The sequence below is a fragment of the Actinacidiphila acididurans genome, assembly GCF_016918855.1.
In the GTDB taxonomy this organism is placed as follows: Bacteria; Actinomycetota; Actinomycetes; order Streptomycetales; family Streptomycetaceae; genus Actinacidiphila; species Actinacidiphila acididurans.
Genome location: NZ_JADKYB010000010.1, coordinates 1 through 25833 on the forward strand (window position 1 = coordinate 1; position 25833 = coordinate 25833).

A 25833-nucleotide genomic window follows, 5' to 3' on the forward strand; every position below is an offset into this window, starting at 1 on the left:
GGCACCCCAACCCCCCAACCCCCCGAGAATCAGCCCAACCCCGGACGATTGCCGGGCGAATTCCCGGTCGGCCACCTTGACTTGTGCGCAACTCCGACACAACATCAGGCACGGCCGTCGCAATTCACGACAGTCGATCACGCAATTCCCGGACGACCCATGAACGTCTCGCCGCCGCGTTCGTGACGGTGGGCGCGTACGGCACCGGCCGGGCGCGCGCACCTCGACCTCAGTACTCCCCCGCCCCCCACCACCGGAGTCGAGCCGATGAGACGAATGCCGCGCCGCCATGCCCTCATGGCCGCGGGCTGCGCCCTGGTCATGGCGAGCGCCTTCGCGCCGGTCGCGCAGGCCGCTTCCGCCCCGGCCGCCAAGGCCGCGCCCCAGGCGAGCAGTCAGCCGATCTACCTCAACACCCAGTATTCGGACCAGGCGCGGGCCGCCGACCTGGTGTCGCGGATGACGCTCGCCGAGAAGGTGGCCCAGCTCAGTACGAACAGCGGGCCGGCCATTCCGCGGCTGGGCGTGCAGCAGTACACGTACTGGAGCGAGGGCCAGCACGGCATCAACACCCTGGGCGCCGATCAGAACAACGGCGGGGTCCAGGGCGGCGTGCACGCCACGAGCTTCCCGACCAACTTCGCGGCCTCGATGTCGTGGGACCCGGCGCTGATGTACCAGGAGACGACCGCGATCTCGGACGAGGCCCGCGGGTTCCTGGACAAGTCGCTGTTCGGTACCGGGCAGAACAACCTGGGCCCCTCCGCGAGCGATTACGGCTCGCTGACGTACTGGGCGCCGACCGTCAACATGGACCGCGACCCGCGCTGGGGCCGTACCGACGAGGCGTTCGGCGAGGACCCGTACCTGGTCGGGCAGATGGCCGGGCAGTTCGTGGACGGCTACGAGGGCAACAACCCGGACGGCACCAGCAAGAACGGCTACTTGAAGGTCGCCGCGACGGCCAAGCACTACGCCCTCAACGACACGGAGCAGAACCGTACCGGCATCACCTCGAACGCCTCCGACACGGCGATCCGCGACTACTACACCGCCCAGTTCCGCAGCCTGATCGAGAACGCGCACGTCTCGGGCCTGATGACGTCCTACAACGCGATCAACGGCACCCCGGCGGTCGCGGACACCTACACCGCGAACCAACTCGCCCAGCGCACCTACGGGTTCAACGGCTACGTCACCTCCGACTGCGGCGCGGTCGGCACGACGTACGACAACCCGCCGAGCGGGCACGCCTGGGCGCCGCCCGGGTGGACCACCGACGGGCAGGGCGGGAGCGCCACCTGGACCAACACCGCGACCGGCGCGAAGGTCTCGGGCCAGGCGGGCGGGCAGGCGTACGCGCTGCGCGCCGGCACCGACCTGAACTGCACCGGGTTCGAGGCGACGACCACGAACATCCAGGCGGCCATCAACGCCGGCATCCTCAGCGAGGGGGTGATCGACGCCGACCTGACCCGGGTGTTCACCGTCCGCATGCAGACCGGTGAGTTCGACCCGGCGGGCAGCGTGCCGTACACCTCGATCACCAAGGCGCAGATCCAGAGCCCGGCGCACCAGGCGCTGGCCACCACGGTCGCCGACAACTCGCTGGTGCTGCTGAAGAACGCGAACGTGGCCTCGACCAGCACCCCGCTGCTGCCGGCCGATCCGGCCAAGCTGAACCACGTGGTGATCCTGGGCGACATGGCCAACTCCGTGACGCTGGGCGACTACAGCGGCGAGCCCGGCCTCCAGGTCAACGCCGTGCAGGGCCTGACCAGCGCGATCAAGGCCGTGAACCCCAACGCGACCATCACCTTCGACGCGGCCGGCACCTCCAGCACCTCGACCTCGGCGGCGGTGCTCAGCAGCGCCACCCAGACCGCGATCAAGAACGCGGACCTGGTGCTGCTCTTCGTGGGCACGAACCTGAACAACGCCTCCGAGGGCACCGACCGTTCGACGATCGCCATGCCGGGCAACTACGACTCGCTGATCAACCAGACCACCGCGCTGGGCAACCCCAGGACGGCGCTGGTGATCCAGTCCAACGGCCCGGTGAAGATCGACGACGTGCAGGACAAGGTCCCGGCCGTGGTCTTCAGCGGCTACAACGGGGAGAGCCAGGGCACCGCGCTCGCCGACGTGCTGCTGGGCAGGCAGAACCCTAGCGGGCACCTCAACTTCACCTGGTACAAGGACGACTCGCAGCTCCCGCCGATGTCCGCCTATGGCCTCACCCCGGGCGAGACCGGCGGCCTGGGCCGCACCTACCAGTACTTCACCGGCACCCCGACCTACCCCTTCGGCTACGGCCTGAGCTACAGCAGCTTCTCCTATTCGGCGGCGACCGCGGACCGTTCGAGCGTCACGGCGGACGGCAGCGTGAATGTGTCCTTCACGGTCACCAACACCGGCTCCACGGCGGGCGCGACGGTGGCCGAGCTGTACGCGGCCACGCCCTTCACCGTCTCCGGTGTGCAGCTGCCCACCAAGCGGCTGGAGGGCTTCAGGAAGACGAACGTGCTGGCCCCCGGCGCCTCGCAGCAGATCACCATCCCGGTGAAGGTCGCCGACCTGGCGTTCTGGAACGCCACCACCATGAAGTCGACCGTGTACGACGGCACGTACCAGTTCCAGGTCGGCGGCAGCTCCGCGGCCATCGCCTCGTCCGTGAACGTCGCCGTGACCGGCGCGATCACGCCCAAGGTGCAGTACGTGACGGTGCAGCCGGAGAACCTGGTCTACAACGCGGGCAGCACGCTGGATCTGACCGGCAAGAACCGCTGGATCAAGGACGACACCACCGGCGTCGGCTCGGTGGCACAGGGCCGCGACATGAGCGTGACCGCAGACGACGTGGTCGAGGCCGTCAACAACGACCAGTCCTTCGTCAACCTGTCCACCGCGCAGGTGAGTTACAGCAGCAGCGACACGAGTGTGGCCACGGTCAGCAGTGCCGGCCTGGTCCGGGCGGTGGGTGACGGCGTGGCCACCATCACCGTCACCGTGAACGGCGTCAGCGGCTCGGTGCCGATCGTCGTCCGCCACTCGGTCACGCTGAACGCGCCCGCCCTCACCACCGCGGGCGGCACGGTCACCGCGACCACCTCGTACGTCAACGGCGGCACCGCCGCGGTCAGCAATGTCGCGCTCTCCCTGACCGCGCCCAGCGGCTGGACCGCCCAGGCCACCGGCGCCACCTCGTTCGCGAGCGTCGCGGGCGGCCAGAGCGTGCAGACCACCTGGCGGCTCACCGCGCCCGCCGGGGCCGGCCCCGGCTCGTACGCGCTGTCGGCGGGGGCGACGGCCACCGGCACCGGGCCCTTCGCAGACTCCGGCGCGGTCAACATCGCGTACCCCTCGGTCACGGCGGCCTTCGGCAACACCGGGATCAGCGACGACGCCAACACCACGGCGGGCAACTTCGACGGCGGCGGGGCGAGTTACTCCGCGCAGGCGCTGGCCGCGGCCGGCCTGACCCCGGGCGGCGCCTTCCACCACGACGGGGTGACCTTCACCTGGCCGAACGTGGCCGCGGGCACGCCCGACAACATCGTGGCCGGCGGCCAGACCGTGCCACTGTCCGGGTCCGGCAGCACCCTGTCGTTCATCGGCTCGGCGGCCTACGGCACCGCGTCCGGCAGCGGCACGGTCGTCTACACCGACGGCACCACCCAGCCGTACTCGCTCGCCTTCGGGGACTGGTGGTCCAAGACCCCGCTGGGCGGCACGGACATCGCGGCGGCGCTGCCGTACATCAACAACGGCGGCGGCAAGGCCACCCAGCCGGTCAACCTCTACTACGCGTCGGTGCCGATCACGGCGGGCAAGACCGTGCAGGCCGTGGTGCTGCCCAACGTGAGTTCGAGCGCCGCGTCGAACACGGTCGCGATGCACATCTTCGCCATGACGGTGTCCTCGCCCGCGGCGACCACGGTGGTGAGCCTGCGCGCGCACGCCAACAACCAGATCGTCACGGCCGACAACGCCGGCGCCTCGCCCCTGATCGCCAACCGCACCTCGGTCGGCCAGTGGGAGTCCTTCGACCTGCTCACCAATTCCGACGGGAGCGTGAGCCTGCGCTCCCACGCGAACAACGAGATCGTGACCGCCGACAACGCGGGCGCGGCGCCGCTGATCGCGAACCGTACGGCCGTCGGGCCGTGGGAGTCCTTCGACCTGCTGCACAACTCCGACGGCAGCGTCAGCTTCCGCGCGCACGCCAACAACGAGATCGTCACGGCCGACAACGCGGGTGCCTCGCCGCTGATCGCCAACCGCACGTCGGTGGGGCCCTGGGAGGAGTTCGACCTGATCTACGACTGATGACGCGGACGGTCGAGTCCCGCTGATCGAGTCCTGCTGTCCGGGGCGGTCCGCTCGTGACGAGCGGGCCGCCCCGGCGGCGTGAGGGGGTCAGCCCGGCTGGTCGCTGTCCTTCAGGGTGCCCCAGCCGTGCCACTGGTCGATCTCGATCCAGGCGCTGAACCGCTGGCGCTCGCGACGCGGGTAGGTCTTGCCGGTGTACTGCTGCGAGAGCCGGTCGATGTCGGCGAGAGCGGTGTCCTCGCGGAGTTCGACGACGTGGCCGACGATGCTCAGGTGGGTGTACCAGCCGGCTTCGTCGAGGACGGTGAGCGAGACACGCGGGTCGGCGCGCAGGTACTCCAGCCGCTTGCGCCCCATGTCCATGTTGACCAGCACCCTGCCGTCGTCCCACAAGTACCAGGTGGCCGTGGAGACCGGCTGTCCGTCGGGGCGCAGGGTGGTGATGACGGCGGGGTTGGGCTTCGACAGCATCGCGACGGCTTGGTCGGGAAGCGGCGGCTTGGACATGGGACACCTTCCGTGAGGGTGCTGTGGTACACGTCCGAGCCTACGGTGTGCCGCCCGCCGGACCGGGTACGGCGTGGCGCCCGGCCGGCGGTTACGGTGCCGCGTCGCCCGGCGGGTACGGCGCCGCGTCGCCCGGTGGTGGCCGGTGAGCGGCCCCCGCGCAACATCGAAGTAGCGACCGCACTCCCCCGCCCCCCACGATGAAGCCGGTCGGCCGTACCGCCATCGCGGCGCCGCCCCGTGGCCGCACCGGTGCAGCGCGACGCCCTCGACGGACTTCGGGAGAACGGAAGAGGAGATTCCACGCATGTCCTACCTGGACCGGTGGCCCGCGATCCGAGCGGGATTCGAGCAGGTGAACAAGGAATTCCTCGAGCTGGTGGACGGCGTCGAGCCGGGCCGGATGGCGACCAAGGACTGGACCGTGGCCGACACCGCGGCGCATGTCACGGCGATCGCGGCGATGTATTCGTCCCTGGTGCGCGGTGAGCCGATCATGGCGTTCCCGCAGTTGCAGGGGCCGGTGAAGAGCACCGACGTCGACTCGATCCACGACTTCAACGCGCTGACGCTGGACATCTACACCGAGCGCCGGATCCCGGAGATCCGCGAGCGGCTGTCCACGGACATCGACGGCATCCTGAAGGTGACCACGCAGGCCGACCCCGCCCGGACCGTGGACTGGCTCGGCCAGGCGCAGGTGCCCATCGCCGGTCTGTTCGGCCACTTCATCAACGAACTGCAGATCCACGGCCGGGACATCGCCCAGGCCACCGGCCGGCCCTGGAACCCCCGTCCGCAGGACGCCTCCTACTTCATCGAGGCATTCATGGTCGGGATGATCCAGAACGGCTACGGCCAGTTCGTCCCGCCGGGCGGCCCCCCGCGCGAGCGCCGCATCGCGGTCGAGTTCTCCTCGGACTACACCACCCCGGTCACCTTCGTCCTGCACCGCGGCCTGGTCACCATCGAGGACCCCCGGCCCGACGACGACGTGCGCATCTTCTTCGACCCGGTCACCATGAACCTCATGCTCTTCGGCCGGATCAGCCGGGTCCGCGCGGTCCTCTCCCGCCGCGTCCGCATCAGCGGCCCCCGCCCCTGGCTGCTCCCCGAATTCCTCCGCACGGTCCGCACCCCCCGCTGACGTCCCGCGGGTCGGTTCCCCTTCGCCGGCCGGCGGCCCACCGGGCCCCGGCCGGCTTGCTTCGGCGTGTGCGGCGAGGCTGTGGGCGAGCGGGTCGACGAGCAGGCCGGCGAGCAGGTCCACGAAGGCCGCGGTCAGGGGATCGGGGCGGGTGCGGGCGGACGACGGCGGGCGGTTCGCCTGACCTTTGCGCCCGGCCCGGGCCGGGACCTGGACCAGAGCCGGAGTCCAGGCCGGAACCCCGGCCGGGGCCGGGCAGCCGGGCGAACCGCCCCGGACCGTGCGGGTCCCCCGCGCGAGGACCCGCACGGAGCATGGGTTACCGGGCCGCGGCCGGCCGGAACCGGTAGGTCCGGCCCGGCTGGGTGCGGACGGTGATGACGCCGTCCTTGACCACGTAGCCGAACGCGTGGCCGTCGCCGTCGGTGACCTCCAGCCGCTGACCGTCCGGCCACGGGTTCCGTACCCGCAGCGTCCCGCCCGCCTTGGCGGTGACCTGGACGTAGTCCACCGTGCCCGCGCTCAGCGCCGCGGAGGTCTCGAAGGCGCCGGGCAGCAGCAGGCGGTCGAAGCTCGCGTCCTGATCGGCCGGCCAGACCGGGAAGAGCACCATCACCCCGTCGAAGCTCTGCACCAGCATGCTGTGCACCGCCTCGCAGGCGCCGGACTTCTCGATGCCGTGGTAGCCGTCGGCGATGCGCAGGTTGGCGGCGATCATCTGCGTAATGGTGCTCTCGAAGTGCTGGATGAGCGACGCGGCCGGGTATCCCACCCGGGCGGCCTGGGTGAAGACCTTCGGGAAGCTGTTGATCTGCCCCCAGGAGTTCATGACGTCCACCGTGTGCACGGCGATCGCCCGGTCCGCCGCCGGGGAGTTGATGCCCAGCACCTCGGCCGGGTGGATGAACTCCAGGTTCACCGTGTTGTCGCCGGGGTGGATGTCGCGGGTGTCGCTGCCCTGCATGCTGCCGGGCTCGACCAGGGAGTAGACGGTGGCGCCCTGGTAGACGGTGGTCGGCTGGGCCGGCAGGCGGTCGAGCATGTCCTGCCACGCGCGCCGCTCGGTCGCGTCGGTGTGCAGCACGTGGCTCGCCTCGATCAGCGTGCTCAGCGTCTGTTTCAGCATGCCGAGGTCGGGCGTGGAGTTCTTCCCCCAGGTCCCCTCGTGCGGGCCGCTCCACATCGCGTACTGCTGCGCCGGGGCGTCCCACTCCAGCCAGTTGTCGAAGAAGACCGCGACCAGCTTCAGGTACGGGTACGCCTTCTCGCGCAGGAAGGTCACGTCCCGGGTGTACTCCCAGTACGCGCAGAACTGGGACGCGGCGAAGAGCGAGTCGGCGACCTGCTGCCAGTAGTTGTCGTCGGTCGTCGAGCCGTAGGGGCCGATGCCGACCGGGAAGAGGACGCCGTCGGGCATGCCGCCGGAGGGGAACCGCTGCGACACGTAGTCGGGCTTGACCCGGTTCAGGTCCTCGCGGGCGCGGCGCCGGGCCTCTGGCACGTAGTCGAGGATGACGTCGTAGAGCGGCAGCGCGAGCTCCGGCCGGTTGCTGGAGTAGACCCCGTAGAAGGGGCCCATCGCGTTGTAGTTCATGTGGAAGTCGCCGCTGAACTGCGCCTGGTCCGTGGTGGTCCAGATGCCGTAGAGCGCGGGGGCGACCTTGCCGGGGCGGCTGGCGGAGCCGATGAAGTACTGCGCCGCGTAGTAGTACTTCTCCAGCACGGGACGGCCGAGCTCGACGTTGGAGGCCAGCCAGTAGTTCTTCCACCAGGCGACGGTCCGGGTCCGCAGCGGCGTCAGGCCCGCCGCGGTCTGGGTGCCGACCGCGGCAACTGCCGCCTGCTGCACGCCGGCCGGGTTCTGGCCGCCGCCCGCGACGCAGGTCACGAGGGTGGCGGTGGCGCCGGGCGCGAGGGTGAAGACGGTGCTCGCGGTCGCGCCGCTCGCCGTCGGGGTCTGGGCGGAGGTGGCGCCGAGCACCCGGGTGGCCAGGGCGGCCGTCGAGACCCAGTTCTTGCCCGCGGCCGTGGTGCGCTGCGCCCAGGCGGTGCCCGCGCTCACTCCCGCGGTCGCGGGGTGGGTGGAGCCGGCGGTCGTCGCGCCGCCCCAGGTCTGCACGACCAGCTCGACCGGCCCGATGCCGTTCGACGTCACGGTCGTGACCAGGGTGTTCTCGTCCGCCGCGAGCCAGGTCTCCAGGGTCAGCGGGGTGCCGTTCATCACCACCGACGTGGTGATCCGAGCGTCCAGGATGTGCTCGGTCTCGTGGAAGGGGTCGGGCGCCGGATTGCCCCCGCCCCCCGCGCTCTTGGGCGTCGCGTAGAGCTCGAACTGCCCGATCCGGGCCCGCGGGTTCTGGATCGAGTCCGGGGTGGTGTTCTGCGTCGGCTCGGTGATGTAGAGGCGCACGTACCGGGTGGTGAGCGGAGCCGCCAGGTCCCGGTCGATGATCGCGTCGGTGTTGCCGGTGACCGCCTCGACGTCGGTCCACGCCGAGCCGTCCGAACTCACCTGGAACTGCAGGTCCTTGGTGGTGTGGTCCTCGTTACCGGGCCGCGCGGCGACATCGTTGCGGATCACGTAGCGCGCGATGGTCTTCACGGAGCCGAGGTCCAGGGCGATCCACTGCGGCTTGCCGAGGTCCGACACCCAGCCCTCGTAGCCGGACGCCCACTGGCCGTTGACGGCCCGGTCCGGCGTGAGCCCGCCGTCCACGCTGCTCGCGGTCGCGGTCGAACCCAGCGCGAGGTCCGTACTGGCCGGCTGGACGGTGGACTTCAGGGTGATGCCGCCGATCGGCAGCGGGCGCGGGCCCGGGTTGCCGGCCCAGAAGTCGCCCTTGGAGACGTAGAAGGTCTTCACCCCGACCGTGCCGCCGGAGGTCACGCCGACGTCGCCGTTCCCGAGCAGCGCGGTGTTCGGCATGCTCGTCGAGATCGAGCCGCTGTACGCCTGATCGGTCCATTCGCCGGTGATCCCGGACAGCTTGTCGCGCAGCGCCGCCCAGCGCTCGTCCGCCGCCGGCGGCGCGGCCGGACCGCCCGCGGGTGTGCCGGCGGCCGGCTCGGCGGCCCGCGCGGAGGTCTCGCCGATCGTCAGCGCCACGGGTACGGCGAGCGCGCCGCCCAGAATCGTCCGTCGCGCGGGACGGCGTGCGCCCTCGTCCAGGTACGTCATGCGTCTCTCCTACGGGAGTTGCACAGAGGGTGGGTTGTGAGCGGGATCGGCTCTTCCCGTGCCGGAATGCGGGCAGGGCGAAGCGCCGTCCGTGAAGCCGTGGGGGGACGGGGGGATACGGGCCACGCCGCGGCAGCGTGGGGTGAGGGGTACGACGGCGGTACGTCGGGGGTGGTCGGTGGAGGCCGGCCTGTCGGCCGTACGGTCACCGGCCCGCCGCCGCTGTGCGGGTCCCGGCGGGGAACGCGGCTCGGTACGGCCGGGGCCCGCGGCGGCGGGTGCTACCGGCGGGGGCGGGCTCGGGCCCGTCCCGACCGGGTGGTGGCGTCATGCGCCGGACCGGCGAACCCGCGTGTCGGGGGTGCCGGAATCGGCCCTCAGGGCGCCGAACGCGGTCCCGGTAAGACCGCGGCAGCGCGTGGTTCGAGCACGGTGGGCATGGCCGCCCCTTCCAAGGGTGTGCGGGAGGAAGAGACAGCTGTGCCCCGAACGCCGCCCTGCGAAATCCTTGGCCAGACGCTGAGATAACGTTGTCTCACGGAGTACAGTAAGGTTCTGCCGCGCCAAGTCAAGACCTTGCGCGGCGACAAACCACCGGATATCCCCCGGGGCGAACGGCCGGTTCGGGCGGCCGCTTGTTGCGCTGACGTGCCGCCAGAACGCTGATCGCGGGCCTGCTCGGGCGGTTCGCATGGGGCGTCGTACGGTGCGTGACTTGGGTTGGCGCGCGGGATTGGGTGCGAGTTTCAGTTCACGGTGAGCCGGTCGTGCCGCTCAGCGCCGAGGAAACCCCTTGGGCGCGCGCTCAGCCGTTGAGCCGGTCGCGCCGGACCGTGAGCTCGCCCCGGCCGTCGGCGGTTTCGGCGCCGGGGAGCGCGGCGGAGACGCCGAGTTCGCCGTCCACTGGACCACGCAGCCGACCTGGACCTCCAGCGGACAGGCGTGTCCGGGCCGCGGCGCCCTCGCGCCGAGGCCTTGGGCCGACCAGGGACCACCGCCACCCGTACGCGTCGGCGAACCGCACCTCCACCAGGCGGTGCCTGACGAACGGCTCGTCCGCCGTCCCCCGGACCGTCACCGCGCGCGGCGCGACCGCTCGGGCCTCCCGCTCACCAATCACGACCGACACACCAACACGGACGTCTCGTACAGCCCTTAGCGAGCCGTACGGGGCAACACCGACCGCACTCACCGGCGTACGCACCGGTCGTGCGCGAACCCTCGCTGCGTCGCCCCTCCCCCAACAGGACTTGAACCGCGGAGGCGTTGGTGCGGCGCCGAAAACGGTCACCCCGCCGGAGGCGTCTCCTCGTCCTTGTCCTCCTCCTCGGCGGAGTCGCGCTGGACGGGCGGGGCGTCGGCGGAGTCGGGGGCGGTGAGGGCGTCGCGCTGGACCGCGGGCGCGGGCGGCGCGGCGGAGGGCGCGGGTTCGGGCGAAGGGGCAGGCGCAGGAGCGGGGTCGGGAGCGGACATCGCGCGTTCGGCGGTGGCGCTCGCCTCGCGTTCGAAGGGGTCACCGGGGTCGCTGACGCGGATGCCGCCGGCGGTCTCCGTGCCGGCCACTTCGCCCTGGCGCTGCTGGACGACGTGGGTGAGTTCGTGGGCCAGGGTGACGCGGCCCTCGTGGGAGGCGGGGTCGTAGACGTCGCGCTGGAAGACCACGTCGTTGCCGACGGTGTACGCGCAGGCGCCGACTTCGGCGGCGGAATCGTGGGCCGCGCCGCCGGTGTGCACCCGTACGTCGCCGAAGTCGGCGCCGAGCCGGGCCTCCATGTCGGTACGGGTGCCCCCGTCCAGGGGTTCACCGCCGCCCGAGCCGACCACGTCGTGGACGGACGAGCGGGCCCGGGCCTCGTCCTCCTCCTCGCGCCGGAGCATCGAGCCGACCGCGCTGTTGCCGGCGAGCCGTTGGAGGACGCCCATGCCCGCGGCGCCCACCACGTCCGTCCGGCCCGTGGCCGCCGCCTTCAGCAGGTGGGGCAGTTCCGGTGCGGTCCGGGCGTCGGCGTCCTCGGCCGGCCGCGGCGACCCGTCGTGCTCGTGGTCGTGGTCCGGCCCTTCCTCGTGTCCTCGCATCCTTGGTCTCCCTCCGAGGGCTCTGTACGGTGGCGCGCCCCGGCCCCTACGACCCGCCGCCGCCCACGATCCGGCCGAGTCCGGTCAGCGTGGACCCGAGGCCGTTGAGCAGCCCCAGCGGGCCGGAAGGGGCCGGTGACGGGGTCGCCGGTGCGGGCGTCGGGGTCGGCTCGGTCGCGGGAGGCGGCGTGGGGGTGGGCGCGGGGGCCGGGGGCGTACTCGAACCGGGCCCCGGCTTGCTCCCGTGAGCGGGCGCGGGCTTCGTGCCGTGCGCCGGTCCGGCGCCCGTACCCGGCGCCGGACGGGGCTTCGTCTTCCGCGCGCCGGCGGAGTCGCCGGGAGCCGTCGGCTTCCCGGCCGAGCCCGTCCCGGCCCGGCGCCGCGGCGCCTGCCCGGCGCCGGTCGCCACCGGCTCGCGGACCATCGCGGGCCCGAGCCCGGGCACGGTCGGCGTCCAGCCCGGGGGCAGGCCCGCTCCCCAGTCGTCGGCGGACCCCGGCGTGCCCGCGGCCACCACCCGTATCGCCCCCGCGTACTCCGCCCCGAGGTCGGCCCGGCTCACCCCCACCTCGGTCCCGGACCGCTGTGCCTGCACCACCCGACCTGCGCCGATGTACATCGTGACGTGGTGCACCATTCCGCCGCGGTCGCGGTAGAAGAGCAGGTCGCCCGGGAGGAGGCCGGCGAGGCCGGCCGAGGCGGCGATGTGCGGCAGCCCTTCGGCGAGCGCCTGGTCGAAGTACGTGTCGGTGTCCGCGGGGCCGATGACGTCCCGCCCGAGGGCCTGTGCCCAGGCCCAGCGGACCAGGCCGGAGCAGTCGAAGCCGACGGTGTACGTGGCGCTCCTGCTGAGCGGGTTGGCGTTGGGGTGCCCGGTGGAGGGGCCGGGGCGGGCGCCGTGGCCGCCGCCGTAGCTGTAGGGCGTGCCCTGCGCGGCGCACGCCTCCCATACGGCCTGCCGGGCGGCGGGCGCGGCGCCCGGTGACAGCACCGCGCAGCGCTCTGTGGTGGACGGTCCGGCGGCGCGGGCCGGCGGGGCGAGCGTGCAGGCGAGCGCGGCCAGGGCGCCGGCCGACACGGCGACCGCCGCCGGGCCCCGGACGTGGGTGCGGACGTAGGTGTGTGTGGACACGGGTGGCATCCCCCTCCCCCGGAACGAACGTGTGCGACGGGCCGGACGCGTCGTCAGGTGCCGGGATTCCCGGTCCCGGCGCTCTGCAGGGTGCCGCCGAGGAACAGCGACTCGGCGCACTGCGCGGGCACCGGGGCCTTCACCGGCCGGCCGACCTCACGGCAGTCGACGGACATGGTGATCCGGCCGCCGGCCGCAACCTCGATCGGGGTGACGAAGTGGTAGTCGGAGGAGCGGAAGTCCTCCAGGGCCAGGCTGAGCACCTGGCCGTCCTGGGTGGCGACGACGAGGGTGCCGGCGTCGCCCTGCGGGTTCTGCACCACGATGTCGGTCAGCCCGAAGGTCTTGCCCTTGGCGACGGTGTAGGCGGTCCCGGTCCTGGGCCCGCCGCCCACCGGGTCGTCGACACTCGTACGGGCACTGGTCGGCACCGCGGGGCCGCCGGCACCGGTGCCGGCGGAGACGGCGGGAGTGGCGGAGCCGCCCGCGGTGGCCGCCCCCGACGCGCCCGACGACGTGCCCGACGTGGCGGAACCGCCGGTCCCGGCGGTCGTGCCCTGGCCGGTGCCGCCGGACGGGTCGGCGGACGGGCCGCCGGCCGTGCCACTGGACGCCCCGCCGGCGGAGGGCGCCACGGTGGCGGCACTTGCCGCGCTCCGCAGGGCGTCCGGGGTGATCGCGTCGCGCGCGGCGGACCGTACGGTCGGCCGCAGCACCCCGAACCACAGGCCCACCAGCACACCGGCCGCCACCACCGCGGCGGCCACGGCTCTGGGCAGCCAGCGCGGCAGGATGGCCTGCTGCTCGTACGCGCCATCCAGGACGGCCGGTTGCTCGGCGGGTTGATCGGCGGGGTCGTCCGGGGCGGCCGGGCGCGGGGCGACCAGTACCTGGAAGGGGTGGGTGACCGGGGTGCCGCGCCACATGCGGCGGGCCGGCCGGGCGCCGAGGCGGGCGAGTACGGTCTGCCCGGGCGGCACGGTGAGTTCGGCGGGCTCGAGCGCGAACCGGACGCGGTCGCCGGCACCTTGGGCGGTCAGCGCGACGGCGAGCGGGATGTTGCCGCGGTTGTCGACCGCCGCCTTGTGGCGGCCGCGCCACGCGCCGTGCGAGGCACGCGGCAGGAGTTCGGCGGTGACCTCGGTGAACGGCAGTACGGTGACCGGGCGTTCGGCGACCACCGGCTCGTTCGCGTCGCTGGTGGGCACCGCGCGCAGGCCGAGGACGAACTCGCCCGGGGCGGTCCCGGACTCCCGCGGCGGCCGCAGGCGTACTTCGGCGGTGCCCGCGGCGCCCGGGAAGAGGGACAGCCGCTCGGGCTCCACGGTGGCCCAGCCGGCGCAGGGTCCGACCGGTTCGAATCGCAGTTCCTCCACCGTGGTACCGGAGTTGACCACCTGGACCGGCACGGCCGCCTCGTCACCGGGCACAACGGCCACGCTGTGCGCGGCAAAGCTCGCCGAAATACTCATACGGGCCACCGTATGGCCGCGTGATTCCGGCCGCAGTGACCGCACAGGAATACTTTCGGGCAGATATGGGTTCGCTCTCAGTCATCCTTGACTTCCCCGGAGAATGCGAGGATGACAGATGGGGAACTCCAGGGGCCGAAGGGCACACCGGGGAGCGAGAGAAAAGGTGTGCGAATTGGGGAGGGAAAGTGAAGGAAACAGGAGTCGACCGGATCGTGGTCGATCTGCGTGCCAGGGACCCGATCTCCCATGCGGGAGTGGCGAGTCACTTACGCATGCGTCCGGAGGTCCGGCTCGCCGACCGGGACGCGTGCGAGAGCGCGTCCGTCGTCGTGGTGGTCGTCGACACGGTGGACGACGAAGTACTGAGTGTGCTGCGGCAGATCCACCGGTCGGGAAACACCCGGGGCGTGCTGGTCACCACCGTGATCGATGAACAACAACTGGTAAAAGCGGCCGAATGCGGATTCATCGGCGTGATCCGCCGCTCCGAGGCATCACCCGAGAAGCTGGTGCAGGTCATCGGCGCGGTGGCGCGGGGTGACGGACACGTACCCCCTGACCTGTTGGGAAGCCTGCTGGAGCGGGTCGGACGGCTGCAGAACGAGCCGCTCAATTCGCGCGGCCTGAACCTGACCAGGCTGAGCTCCCGCGAGATCGAGGTGCTGCGCCTGGTGGCGGAGGGCTACAGCACGGCCGACATCGCGCTGAAGCTGACATATTCCGACCGCACGATCAAGAACATCCTCCACTCCGTCATGATGCGGCTCAATCTGCGGAATCGGTCCCAGGCGGTCGCCTACGCCATGCGCCAGGGGCTCATCTGACGCTGCGCACAGCGCGCCAGGCGCACGGACAAGTACGGGTCCCGGCCCATGAGTGGGCCGGGACCCGCGTTCGCACGCCTGCCCGGTATTCCGCGCGGCGCCGCGCTCAGCGCCGTCCGAAGAATTCCACTTCCGCCAGGGCGAGAAGGTGGCCGCGGCCGGTTCCGTAAGCGGAGTCCGCGGTGAGGCGTATGCGAACGGTGTCCGACGCACGGACAGTGAACGTCTGGCCTCCGGCCTTGTCCTCGACGGAGATCTTCCGCTGCGTGGTACTTCCGTCGGAACGGAATAGGGTCACGGTGATCACGGCCGGGCGGGCCTGGGTAAGGAATGTTCCGTCGTCCGTCGAACACCCGGGCGTGATCAATATCTTCTCCAAGAGAACGGAATTATGGAATCCGCCTTCGACGTACTGGCCGATTCCACCGCGGCTGCTGGGCGCGGGGGCCCAGTAGCGGTTGCTGAAACCGTCGAAGGCCATGTGCGGCGGGTGGCCCGGTGCCTGGCTGGAGGCGCGCCACGAGTCCGGGTGCAGCGGCGCCGGTGCGGCGGCACGATCGTGCACCAGCCCCGCCAGCGAGCCCAGTTGCTGGCGGGCGAAGAAGCCGCCCACGGCCAGCAGCACGAGGACGACCGGCCACACCACCCGTGGCCGGCGCCGGATCCGCGCCGCGGGGCGGTAGCCCGCTTCGGTGACCCGGATCCGGCGCCCCCGCGGCAGCCGCTGCCACAGCCGTCGCCACCAGCTCAGCCGCGTCGTCAACTCGGCGGGCGCCCGCTCCGGATCGAGCACCGCCCCGCACCTCCCGCACAGCCGCCGCCCGGCCGGATTCGCCGTCCCGCACCGCGGGCAGGGCCGGTCAGGCGGGTCGGGTGCCTCCGCCTCGGACGGCGCCGCGACCGGCCCGAGTTCGCCGCCTTCCGGCTCGGCCCGCATGACCTCCCCCCGCTCATCGGGCCGCCGCGCGCCAGCCGTGACATACGGTGCCCCCGCGTTCGCCACGCCGCCGGAATCGGCCGCGGCCCGCATGACCTCCCCCCGCTCGTCCGGCCGCCGCGCGCCAGCCGTGACATGCGGTGCCCCCGCGTTCGCCGCGGGGCCGGAGGCCGCCTCCGCTCGCCCGCTCGCCCGTGCTGTCCCTGCCGCCCGTTCCGCCGCGGTGCTTGTGGGTCGTCTGGGCGTCCCTGCTGTCCGTTCTCCCGCCCCGCTCGTGGGTTGCCCTGACGTCCCTTCCGGCCCTCCCGCCTGCGCGCTCGTCGGCCCGCCCGCCGCGCCTGCTGTCCCTGTCGCCGACGTGCTCGCTGCCCGCCCCGACGCTCCTGCCGACCCTCCGACCACCGTGCTCGTCGTACGCCCTGCTGTCCCCGCTGTCCCTTCCTGTGCCGCACTCCCCGCCCGGCTCGCCGTCCCTGCCGCCTCTTCCCGTGCCACGCTCGCCGTCCGGCCCGAGGCGCCGTCCGCTGACCCGCTCGCCACCTGCCCTGCCGTACGTTCCACCGCCGTGCTCGTGGGCCGCCCTGACGCCCCTTCCCCTGACGCCGCCCCTCCCGCCGCCGCACCCACACCCCGGCTCCCGGAGCCGTCCTCCGACGCCTGCGCAGAAGGCCCGGACGTGGACCCGGACGAGTCCCCGACCCAATCCCCTGCTGAAGGCCCGGCCACCGGCTCCTGCGGCTCCGCCCGCGGTGCCGGAGCCGGCGCAGCCGTCGGCTCCTCCCATTCCAGGAACGCCTCGCAGGCCGAGCAGAAGCGGCTGCCCGGGGCGTTGTCGTGTCCGCAGGCCGGGCAGATCATGGCGTGCCCCCCGTGCTCCCCGTGCCCCCCGCGTCGGCGGCCGGGAGGATCTCGATCCGGTGGGCGACGTGCGCCGGGACCTCCGCGGCGATCAGCGCTTCCAGGGCGGGCCGGTCGAAGCGTTCCGGGTCGGGGACGCGCAGTCGTACCGTCACCCGAGGTCCTGGCGAGCCGGGCAGCGGGCTGCCGGGCGTCGCGGAGACGGCGGTGGCGCCGTTCTCCGCGATCTCCGGCTCGATGCCGGTCGCCGTGCGGATCGCGGCGGCCAGGCCGCGCCGGGTGCCGCGGTCGCGGTGCTGGCCGACGGCTCGGGCGACCAGTTCGCGGCGCCTGGCCTCGGGCCGGCCGGGGTCGGTCTCGACGGCGGCCCATTGGCCGAGCCAGGCGAGGAAGTCGTCGGGCGCGGTGCCGGCGCTCAGGTGGGCGGGGAGGTTGTCGAGGGTGAGCAGGACCGGCGCCAGCACCTCGTCGAGGGCGCCGAGGAACCGGTGCAGGAAGTCCTGTTCCTGGTAAACAGCCGGCAGCCGGTCGATCAGCGGGTGCGGGGTGGGCAGGCCGGGAATCGTCGCGCGCACATCACACCTCAGCGGACCTGGACGTCGTGGCGGTAGCTGAACACGAGGGAGTGCGGGGCGAGGACGATCCTGCCGACCGGGTCGGTGCGTTCCCCGGTGTACGGGTCGGCGGGGAACAGCTTGACGTCCTCGACCAGTTCCACCCCGGGCACCCGTTGCAGGACCGCGAACACCTCGCCCGCGTGCACCGGCCGCCCGAACGGCCAGCCCTGCCCGTCCGGTCCCCCGGTGAGCGGGCTGAAGTGCCGGTAGAGCGCCGACAGCGCCGCCTCCTTCAGCGGCCCGGCGGCGGCCCCGTACCCGGCCTGGATCCGCGCGGCGACCGTCACCCCCTGGTACAACGGCGGTTCGACCACCAGGCGGGTGCCGACCGGGCAGCGTTCGTGCAGCCAGGAGGCGATGGCCCGGAGCATGTCGGCGGGCGGCTCCAGGTCGCGGAAGTCGATCCGGCCCTGTGCGTCGCCGCGCCCGGCCGGTACGACCAGCAGCCGTACGCCGCCGGCGGACGCGCCGTCCGGGTCCTCGCCGGGCTCGGCCGCGGGCACGCACCTGACCCGGGCGGCGCCGGGCGCGGCCTGCTGGGCCAGGCGTTCGTAGTCGGCGGGCACCACGGCCCGGTGCAGGGTGCGCAGGGTCATCGGGCCGCGCACGCGGGCGTTGTCCACCGACTCGCCGTCCACCCCGCCGACCGCCGGGCGCCGGTTCTCCACCCGGGCGACGAACGGCACCGAGCTGCGCAGGATCCGCAGCGCGCCGGCCGACACATTGCCGCGCCGGCCGCCCCCGGTGCGATAGGCACGCGCCCGCACCGTACTGTCCTTGGCCGGCACCGCGCCGAACTCCCGTACCGAACCGTCGGGTTGGCGCACGGCGGGGCCGAAGTCCACCCGGCCGGAGCCGAGGTCCACGGTGAAGTGCCGGTCGGCCGGGGTGGAGGAGGCGAAGTCGTCGACCCGGTGCCAGGGGGTCCAGCCGTCGCCTTCGGCCACCTCCACCACGAAGGGGTCACCGGTCGGCTCCACCGGCGCCCGCGCGACCTGGAAGCTCTGCCCGGCAACGCCCTCCGAGACGCCCAGGACCTCGGCGGCGACGTTCTCGGCGTGCAGCGCCTGCACGCTCCCGCCGATGGTGAAGGCGCTCGCCGCGCGCACGGTCGGCGAGGCCACGTACGCCGGCTGGCCCGGTGCGGCGGGCAGCAGTCGGCAGCGCAGCCAGCCGGCCGGGGCGCCGGCCCGTACCGCCGTCGCGTGCCCGGCGGGCACGTGCAGGATCACGTCCCCGGCCTTGTTGAATCCGCCGGTCTCGTCCTGGTCCACCTCGCAGGGCAGCCACTCGTCCCCGCACAGCGCCTCCCAGCGCAGCGGCGGGTCGGTGGGGTCGACGCCGACGCCGTCCACCCGGCAGTCCAGCCGCAGCACGACCGCGCAGCCGGGCACGGCAGCGGACAGTCCGGCGTAGAGGCAGTCGCCGGGCTCGGGGCGCGGGCCGAAGCACGGCACGTCGCGGCCGAGGGCGAGTTCGGAGGTCCGGTCGGTGACGGTGCCGGTGGCCGGTCCGGTGGCCAGGCGGCCCAGCTCGCACGGTACGACGGCCAGGTCGGCGGCGGTGCTGAAGACCACCGCCTCCTCGGTCTCGGTGCGTACGGTGGCGACCTGCGTGCCGGCGGCGATCCGGACCGGCTCCGGCTGCGGCGCCGAGAGCCAGAAGGTGACGTCGGCGCGGGCCGCGGTCGGCGGGTACAGCCGCACTCCGATGAGGTCGAGGAAGGCCAGGTAGTTCTTCTCCGGCACCCGGTTGAGCCGGTAGACGAGCTGGTCGACCATGGTGGCGAACGCCTCGATCAGGGTGACGCCCGGGTCGGAGACGTTGTGGTCGGTCCACTCCGGGCAGCGTTTCTGCACCAGCCGCTTGGCCTCGTCGACCAGTTCCTGGAAGGTGCGGTCGTCCAGGTTGGGCACCGGCAGCGTCATGCGTCCTCCTGGTGCTGCGGGATCACGTAGAACGGGAAGACGAGGTTGCGCGGGTCGTTGGTGCCGCGCACCGCGTAGCCGATCTCCAGGTACAGCACGCCCTGGTCGGCCTCGTCGAAGCGGACCGCGACCTCGGCGACCTCGATGCGCGGTTCCCACCGGTCGAGGGCGAGCCGCACCTCGTACGCGAGTTGCCCGGCGGTGGCGGCGTCGGCGGGCGCGAACACGTAGTCGCCGAGCGCGCAGCCGAACTCCGGCCGCATGGGCCGCTCGCCCGGCGCGGTGGACAGGATCAGCCGGATCGACTCGGCGATCTCCCGGTCGTCGCGGACCAGGGCGATGCCGCCGGTCGCGTCGGTGTGCGGCGGGAACGCCCAGCCCGCGCCGATGAATTCCTGGCCCACCGGTCAGCCTCCGATCAGGACGGTCGGGCAGCCGGCGGTCACCGGCGCGCCGCACGCCGCGGTGTCGCCCACCCGCGCGGCCCGCCGTCCGCCGATCAGTACGGTGGCGCTGCCGGGCCCGGCGATCGCGGAGGTGCCGTGGGGCGGCACCGGGCAGGCGTGGGGGGTGCCGACGGTCGCCGCGAACGCCCCGCCGATCAGGACGGAGGACACGCCGGGGCCGGCGATCACTCCGCCGTGGCCGGTCGGGTCCCCGGTCCGGGCCGCTGCTGCTGCCATGTGCGCCGTCCCCCTTCGTCGTGCCGAGCCGTGCCGAACCCTGTACAGGCGGTGCTCAGTTGATCCGGACCATGGGTGCCGCGACCGTAAGCGAGGAGCCGCCGCGCAGGTCGGTGCGGTCGGTGCCGTCGACGGTGACCTGCTTGCCGCGTACGGCCACCGCGCCGCCGCCGGAGACCGTGACGGGCCCGCTTCCGGCGTCCATCTGCAGGCCGGAGCGGGCGGCGACCTCGACCACGTCACCGGTCAGGCGCAGCCGCCCCTTTCCCGCGTCGAGCACCACACCGGAGCCCGCGGTCACCGAGACCTGCGTGCCCGCCTCGATCCGTACGCTGCCGTCGCTGTGCACGGTGATCGCGGTCTGCCGGCGGTCGAGGGTGATGTGCAGCTTCCCGTCGCCGGTGACCACCCGCACCCCCTGCGGGCCGGCCGCGGCGTCCAGGAGTTCCAGCTTGTTGCCCTCCCGGGAGGCCAGCGCCCGCCGGTTGACCGCGCCGCTCGTCGGGTCCACCGCGTGCCCGGACCCGCTCCCCTGGCCGGCCGGCCGGTCCTTGCCGTTGTAGAGCGCGCAGAGCACGTACGGGTGATCGAGGCGGCCCTGTTCGAAGCCGACCAGGACCTCCTCGCCGACCTCGGGGATGAACGCCTCTCCGCCGCCGGTCCCGCCGGCCTGGGCGCACCGGGCCCAGTCGCTGGTGTAGTCGTCGGACAGCCACGGGAAGCGGACCTTGACGCGGCCCAGGCCCTGCGGGTCCTTGGTGTCGGTGACGGTGGCGTTGACCAGCCCGAAGCACCGGCCGTCCGGCCCGGCCGGGTCGGCGGCCAGGCCGTGCAGCGAGCGGTCCTGGTCGCCGCTGACCCCGATCCAGGTCTCGTAACCGCGGTCCGGGTCGAACACGTGCCGGGCCGAGGTCACGGTCCAGCGGCCCTCGAAGGGCCGGCCGACCCCGGCCAGGGTCACCGCGGTGCCCGCGCGGACCTCCGGATTGCCGCGGATCACCGCGTCCAGTTCGGCGAAGGATCCGGCCACGCGCGCCGCCAGGGTCCGCGCGGCCTGGTCGACCCGGGCCTGGTCGCCGTAAGCGGTGTCGCCGACCAGCAGGTTCGCCGGGCCGAAGGGGCGAGCGAGGTCGGCCGCGGTCACAGCGAGGCGCAGCGTGCTGGAGGTGCCCGCGTCCGCGTGGCCGACCAGTGGCCGCTTGGTCTGCACGTCCCAGCCGCGCACCTCGACCTCCGTGACCTGTTCGGCGGCCGACACCGCGGCCCGGCAGCGCAGCAGGTTGTCGCCCATCTCCAGCACCAGCGGGTCACGGGCCGCGCGCGCGGTCACCTCCGGCGCCCCGGCCGCGTCGGCCGGCCCGACCACGTGCAGGGCGCCGTCCTCGACGTACACCTGCGCGCCGGCCGGGTCGGCCAGCGACTTCAGGAACACCCAGTCGCTGACGTTGGGCTGCACCACGTGCTCCAGCACCGGCCCGGCCACCTCCATCGGGCCCGGCCGCAGCCCGGCCCGCCGCGCCACCTGGGTGCAGATGTCGGTCAGCGTCATGTTCTGGTAGCCGGCCACCCGGCGGCCGCGGAACAGCCTGTACGACTCGTCCATGCCGCGCACCACCGTGAAGGTGCCGCCGTCGTCGATCTCCAGCTCCAGGGCGGTGACCGCGCCGGTCAGCAGCGGCCGGGGGGAGGGCGGGCCGCCGGCCGCCGCCAGCAGCCGTACGGGAGTGCCGACCGCGATGCCCGCGCTGTCCAGCAGCACCCGGGCCGGGTCGCGGAACCGCAGCACGAACACGCCGGGAAGGGTGCGGCTGTCCTCCACGTACGCCTCGACCAGCGTGTTGGCCAGCGCGGCCGCCAGCGGACGGCCCCCGCACTCCACGACCAGCGCCTTGGCGACGCTCTGGTTGACCGCCATCAGGCGCCACCCGGGGTCCGGCGCGGGCCGCGCAGCCGCTCCACCTCGTCCAGCGCGGGCAGCAGCAACTCCTGGCCGTGGGCCAGCCGGACCGGGTCGTCGATGCCGTTCACCTCGGCGATCACCCGCCACGCGGCCGGGTCGCCGTACTCCCGCCAGGCCAGCACGGCCAGCGTGTCGCCGCTGCTCACCCGGTGCACCCGGCGCGGGTGCAGCGCCCCGGAGGTCGGGTTCTGCCCCGGGGTGTCGCCGCTGATCTCCTCCATCGTCACCTGGCACACCGCGCGGATCGGTACGCCGGAGGTGGTGAACAGGGTGTAGTTCGCCTGCACTTGGCTGACGTAGCCGGGAAATCCGGTCAGCCCGCCCCAGTGGAAGATCACCCACGGCGGCGAGGCGCGCCGCTGCTGGCGGGTCTCACTCGTGGGCACGCAGCACGCGAACAGCCGCTCCACCGCCGTCACCACGCTGGTGTCGTGGGTGTCGCTGGCGTCGAAGAACATCTCGACGGTCAGCTTGCTGGGCTGCGGCCCCTGGTACTCCGGCGGTCCCGCGCTCTTGGCGCCCTTGGCGGGGGTACGGTTCCAGGTCGCCGCCTTGGTCAGGCTCAGCTCCTTGGGGTTGAACTGGAAGTCGATGCGCCCGCTCACCGCGCCCGGGGTCAGGCTGCCGCCGGGCGGCGGGGTGCGCAGCTCCAGATACGCGTGCTCCAGCTTGGGCCGGGCCCCGCCGCCCCCGCCCGGGGTGGCGGCCGGGCCCGCGCCCGCCGCGCTGAACGCCACCGGCGTGCCCATCGGTTCAGCTCCCCATCACATAGCCGTGGTGCGCGATCTCGATGGTCTCCACGGCGACCTTCGGCGACTCCGGGCTGAACGTGGGGCCGGTCCACCGCACCGGCACCACTTCGAGCAGCCCCCACTGCGCCACCTTGTGCCCGTCCCCGGTCCGCGCCTCTATGTGCGCGGTCCTGCGCCGGATGCCGGTGGTCATGCTCGCGAACCACTTCGCCACCTTCTCGGTGTCGCGGGTCAGCGGCCGGGACAGCTTGATGTTGGGGTACCTGAGCCGGGTCGGGAGCTGCCAGGACAGGCCGTTGTTGCCGCCCTCCTCGCGCTGCTCCAGGACCACTTCGCAGCCCAGGCCCTCGCAGGTGTTGAACGAGCCGAGCTCGATGCCGTCGACGGTCACGACGAAGCAGACGCTGACCGCCGGGTCATCGGTGACCGACATGTCGTCTCCTTGTGGGGTACGGGGGTTGCGGGGTTTCCGTGGGCTTGCGGGCTTGCGGGCTTGCGGGCTTCCGGGCTCAGGGGGTCAGTGCCTGGTGTTGATCAGGAGGCCGGCGCGTTCGCGGTCCCGCCGCAGCTCGTCCTTCAGCAGCCGGCTGAGCCGCGGGAAGAGGGCGCGGACCAGGTCGTCGGTGACCTGCGGCGGGCCGCCGTCCGGTGCCGTGGCTGCCGACCCGGGCGGGGCTGGGGCGGAAGTGCCGGTGGCCGGTGGGCCGGTGGTGGTCGTGGTCGATGCGGGCAGTGGTGGATCGGGGAGCGGTACGGGTACGGGCACGTCGGGTAGGGGGTCGGCCGGCGGCGGGTCCGGGGCGCTGTCCGCGGCACGTTGCACGGGGAGCCGCGGAACGGCCGCCGTACGGGAGCGGTTCGGGAACACCACGGAACCGTCGGCCATCCGCTGGGCGATCCCGAAGGCGACGGCGGCCGAACCGGCGTCCGGCGGTGAGCTGTTGAGGCCGGCTCGTACTGCGGGCGACGGGCCTTGCGACGGCTGCCGGGCGGCGACCGGTTCGAAGGCGCTCGGTGCGGATGGCTCGACGGTGCGCTGGACACGTGCGCCGGTCGATACGGTCGGGGCCGGGCGGTTCGGTGCTTCCGGGCTGGTGGGTGCGGCGGGCGCGGACCAGCGGGCCGGGACGACGACCGGCTCCGGATCGGCCGGTGCGGTGCCGTCCACCCCCGAGTACAGCGGCAGGGGCCGCTCGCCGGTCAACGGCATCGTGTATTCGGGCGAGGTGGGCTCTGCCGTGGATACGGAGTCGGCCGCGACCGGGCCCGCTGCGGTGACCGGCAGGCGTTGCAGGCCCACAACGGGCAAGCCAGGGGCGCCGGTTGAACTCGCCGGAGGCGCGGGCACGGACGCCGGGTCAGAGTCTTCCGCCTGCGAGTCCGGGGCCTGCGACGCCGGTACGAGCGGGTCGTCGGCCAGCAGCGGGCCGGTCCGCGGTTCCGGCGCCACCGGTACGGGCTCGGCGGGCGCCGATGTCCCCTGCTCCGGCCGGCCGGTGCTCGCCGGGTCCCCCGGGCGGACGGGCGCGGGCACCGATCTGGCGGCGGGCTCGCGCTGCGCGGTCGGCGGCAGACCGGTCAGCGGTTCGCCCACGCCCTGCGGGTGGGGGCGGGGCACCGGGTCGGGGGCCGTCACCGATCGCTGGACCGTACTCGTCGGCGGCGCCAAGGGCACGGACGGCGTGAGCGGCGGCGCGGGCAGGTCACGTACGGTCGGCACATCCACGGCGTCCGGCGCGGCCGCCGGTTCGGGCGCGGGGTCCGCCGGGAAGCCGGTCAGGTGCCGGGTCGGCGGGCTCGCCAGGGGCGCCGCGACCGTCAACTGCCAGTCGGCCGCGGCCCGTTGCAGTGGCACCGCCGGTCGTACGCTACCGGTGCCGCCGAGCTCCTGCCCTACCGCCAGCGGGACCGAGCCACCGGCCGGCGCGGGCGGCCGTACCGTACCCGTGCCGCCGAGCGGTGGCGAGCCTGCTGTCGACGGCCCACCGGTCTCGGCCGCCGTTTCCGCCGGTGGCGTGACCGGGACCGCGACGCCGTACAGGACGCCCGCCGGTGCGTCGGGGCCGACCAGGTGGCCGAGGCGGCCGGTGAGGGAGACGTCCTGCCAGGTGTCGAGCCCGGACCGGAAGCCGGCGGGGTCGGCGAGCAGGCCGGCGTCACCGGTGGTCCGCTGGAGCGGCGGGAGTTCGCGCCAAGCGCCGGTCGCGGCGGATCCGCGGCCGGAGTGCGGCCCGGACGCGGCAGCGTCGTCGGTCGCCGGCCCGGACCCACCCGTACGCCGCCGGTCCCCGCTCAGCCACGACAGCAGTCCCCCCATGTCCCTCACCCCCCTTCGTCGGTGTCCGCGTCCCTCGATCGATCGGTCAGCCGGTCAGCCGCCCGACATGCCCCACGTACCGCAGCCGGTCGGCGTGCTCCAGGTCGAGGATCTGGTCCAGCGGCCAGTGCAAGTGGTAGGCGAGGTACGCGACTTCCTCGTGGATACGGTCGGCCGCGTACGTCACGATTCCCCCAGGCGACCACCGCCGCCGGACAGGTCCACCGCGAAGTCGGTCCGGCACGAGGGGCAGGTGACCTGCGCCCGGGTGTGGCCCTCGGAGTTGATCCGGCGGTAGAAGTCCTGGAGGAAGGCCAGGTCGGAGGCGAACAGGTCCTCGATGACGCCGGGGTGGACGTCCTCGACCGTGCCGAGCCGGACCACCACCCGGGAGATCAGCACCACCGACAGGTAGGCCGCGTTCTCCCGCACCCGGTCGTCGCGCAGCGGGACCAGCTCGTCCCGGGCGGTGGCCAGCCGCATGACGCCGGAGCGGTGCACCGTACCGGAGGCGTCCACGTACCCCCGGGGCAGTTCGAAGCCGAACTCGGTGCGCAGCGTGCCCTCTTCCGGCCGGCCACCGGCGGTTGCGGTGCCGTCGTCGGGTCGGGCGGGCGTGGCCGTCACCCTGCGCATCAGTCGACTTCCACGCTCTCGTAGGTGATCGACAGCTTCTCGGTGAGCACCGAGGTGTCGCCCGCCTTGAGGGTGCTGATCTCCAGGGACTTGGGCCAGGCGTTGATCAGCTTGTAGCGCTTGATCGGCAGGCCCTCGTAGTCGTAGACGATGATCGAGCCGTTGCGGCGCGCGTTGGTCATGTTCCCGAACCGCGAGTCCTTGATCCACTGTTCGAAGCTGTTGTCCTCGGTGAGGCCGCGGGTCACGGTGACCTCACCGGCCTTCGGGCGGCCGGGCAGCTTCTTGATGGCGTACTTGCCGTCCGCGGTGTTCTGCTTGAGCTCGATGACGTCCTGTTCCATCTTCAGCCCGCTGACCTCGGTGATCCGTTTGATCAGGACGCTGTCGAACTCCAGGCCGAACGAGTGCCCGACGGAGCTGTCGAGTTCGGGCAGCGGCATGGTGGCCTCCTAGGGTCGGCCGGGCGGTTCC

The 25833-nt window shown here is 73.2% G+C and carries 21 protein-coding genes; 3 read left to right on the forward strand and 18 right to left on the reverse strand.

What is annotated here, in order from left to right; translation table 11 throughout:
* Window positions 1–267: 267 nt before the first annotated feature.
* The gene (locus ITX44_RS19380; protein WP_205358560.1) at window positions 268–4329 is read left to right on the forward strand and encodes a glycoside hydrolase family 3 C-terminal domain-containing protein; all 4062 of its coding nucleotides are present in this window, start codon (window positions 268–270) and stop codon (window positions 4327–4329) included.
* A 90-nt stretch (window positions 4330–4419) separates the two neighbouring features.
* Here the strand turns inward: ITX44_RS19380 and ITX44_RS19385 are convergent, their stop codons facing one another.
* A complete protein-coding gene (locus ITX44_RS19385) occupies window positions 4420–4839 on the reverse strand; it encodes a PPOX class F420-dependent oxidoreductase (protein WP_205358561.1) in 420 nt (139 codons plus the stop codon).
* Between the two features lie 307 nt (window positions 4840–5146).
* Here ITX44_RS19385 and ITX44_RS19390 point away from each other — a divergent pair, with 307 nt between their 5' ends.
* A complete protein-coding gene (locus tag ITX44_RS19390) occupies window positions 5147–5986 on the forward strand; it encodes a maleylpyruvate isomerase N-terminal domain-containing protein (RefSeq protein WP_205358562.1) in 840 nt (279 codons plus the stop codon).
* A 319-nt stretch (window positions 5987–6305) separates the two neighbouring features.
* Here the strand turns inward: ITX44_RS19390 and ITX44_RS19395 are convergent, their stop codons facing one another.
* The 5 genes from ITX44_RS19395 to ITX44_RS19415 form a co-directional block, all read right to left on the reverse strand.
* Complete coding sequence (locus ITX44_RS19395) at window positions 6306–9164, reverse strand: discoidin domain-containing protein (RefSeq protein ID WP_205358563.1); 2859 nt, start codon at window positions 9162–9164, stop codon at window positions 6306–6308.
* Window positions 9165–9969: 805 nt separating this feature from the next.
* On the reverse strand, window positions 9970–10293 hold the full coding sequence (locus ITX44_RS19400; protein ID WP_205358564.1) for a hypothetical protein: 324 nt from the start codon (window positions 10291–10293) through the stop codon (window positions 9970–9972).
* A 158-nt stretch (window positions 10294–10451) separates the two neighbouring features.
* Window positions 10452–11240, reverse strand: a complete 789-nt coding sequence (locus ITX44_RS19405; protein ID WP_205358565.1) for an eCIS core domain-containing protein — start codon at window positions 11238–11240, stop codon at window positions 10452–10454.
* Between the two features lie 46 nt (window positions 11241–11286).
* Window positions 11287–12372, reverse strand: coding sequence for a C40 family peptidase (locus tag ITX44_RS19410; protein WP_205358566.1), 1086 nt, complete (start codon window positions 12370–12372; stop codon window positions 11287–11289).
* A 53-nt stretch (window positions 12373–12425) separates the two neighbouring features.
* Window positions 12426–13844 (reverse strand): COG1470 family protein, encoded by a 1419-nt coding sequence (locus tag ITX44_RS19415; protein WP_205358567.1) that lies wholly within the window; start codon window positions 13842–13844, stop codon window positions 12426–12428.
* A 257-nt stretch (window positions 13845–14101) separates the two neighbouring features.
* Here ITX44_RS19415 and ITX44_RS19420 point away from each other — a divergent pair, with 257 nt between their 5' ends.
* Window positions 14102–14671 carry a helix-turn-helix transcriptional regulator gene (locus tag ITX44_RS19420; RefSeq protein WP_372440950.1) on the forward strand — a complete coding sequence of 190 codons (570 nt, stop codon included), beginning with the start codon at window positions 14102–14104 and terminating at the stop codon, window positions 14669–14671.
* Between the two features lie 106 nt (window positions 14672–14777).
* Here the strand turns inward: ITX44_RS19420 and ITX44_RS19425 are convergent, their stop codons facing one another.
* From ITX44_RS19425 to ITX44_RS19480, 12 genes are all read right to left on the reverse strand, one after another.
* Window positions 14778–15464 carry an NADase-type glycan-binding domain-containing protein gene (locus tag ITX44_RS19425; protein WP_307795370.1) on the reverse strand — a complete coding sequence of 229 codons (687 nt, stop codon included), beginning with the start codon at window positions 15462–15464 and terminating at the stop codon, window positions 14778–14780.
* 998 nt (window positions 15465–16462) lie between these two features.
* The gene (locus ITX44_RS19430; protein WP_205358568.1) at window positions 16463–17041 is read right to left on the reverse strand and encodes a phage tail protein; all 579 of its coding nucleotides are present in this window, start codon (window positions 17039–17041) and stop codon (window positions 16463–16465) included.
* An 8-nt stretch (window positions 17042–17049) separates the two neighbouring features.
* Window positions 17050–19011 (reverse strand): putative baseplate assembly protein, encoded by a 1962-nt coding sequence (locus ITX44_RS19435; RefSeq protein ID WP_205358569.1) that lies wholly within the window; start codon window positions 19009–19011, stop codon window positions 17050–17052.
* Complete coding sequence (locus ITX44_RS19440; RefSeq protein ID WP_205358570.1) at window positions 19008–19415, reverse strand: GPW/gp25 family protein; 408 nt, start codon at window positions 19413–19415, stop codon at window positions 19008–19010. Before ITX44_RS19440 ends, ITX44_RS19435 begins: the two co-directional genes overlap by 4 nt.
* 3 nt (window positions 19416–19418) lie before the next feature.
* On the reverse strand, window positions 19419–19694 hold the full coding sequence (locus ITX44_RS19445) for a PAAR domain-containing protein (RefSeq protein WP_205358571.1): 276 nt from the start codon (window positions 19692–19694) through the stop codon (window positions 19419–19421).
* Window positions 19695–19749: 55 nt separating this feature from the next.
* Window positions 19750–21609, reverse strand: a complete 1860-nt coding sequence (locus tag ITX44_RS19450) for a VgrG-related protein (protein WP_205358572.1) — start codon at window positions 21607–21609, stop codon at window positions 19750–19752.
* Window positions 21609–22403 carry a CIS tube protein gene (locus tag ITX44_RS19455; protein ID WP_205358573.1) on the reverse strand — a complete coding sequence of 265 codons (795 nt, stop codon included), beginning with the start codon at window positions 22401–22403 and terminating at the stop codon, window positions 21609–21611. Before ITX44_RS19455 ends, ITX44_RS19450 begins: the two co-directional genes overlap by 1 nt.
* Window positions 22404–22407: 4 nt before the next feature.
* A complete protein-coding gene (locus tag ITX44_RS19460; RefSeq protein ID WP_205358574.1) occupies window positions 22408–22839 on the reverse strand; it encodes a phage tail protein in 432 nt (143 codons plus the stop codon).
* An 84-nt stretch (window positions 22840–22923) separates the two neighbouring features.
* Complete coding sequence (locus ITX44_RS19465) at window positions 22924–24723, reverse strand: hypothetical protein (RefSeq protein ID WP_236061103.1); 1800 nt, start codon at window positions 24721–24723, stop codon at window positions 22924–22926.
* Window positions 24724–24769: 46 nt separating this feature from the next.
* The gene (locus ITX44_RS19470) at window positions 24770–24910 is read right to left on the reverse strand and encodes a DUF6760 family protein (RefSeq protein ID WP_205358575.1); all 141 of its coding nucleotides are present in this window, start codon (window positions 24908–24910) and stop codon (window positions 24770–24772) included.
* Window positions 24907–25359, reverse strand: a complete 453-nt coding sequence (locus ITX44_RS19475) for a hypothetical protein (protein ID WP_205358576.1) — start codon at window positions 25357–25359, stop codon at window positions 24907–24909. The genes ITX44_RS19470 and ITX44_RS19475 overlap by 4 nt, the downstream gene beginning before the upstream one ends.
* A complete protein-coding gene (locus ITX44_RS19480) occupies window positions 25359–25802 on the reverse strand; it encodes a phage tail protein (protein ID WP_205358577.1) in 444 nt (147 codons plus the stop codon). Before ITX44_RS19480 ends, ITX44_RS19475 begins: the two co-directional genes overlap by 1 nt.
* Window positions 25803–25833: the final 31 nt, after the last annotated feature.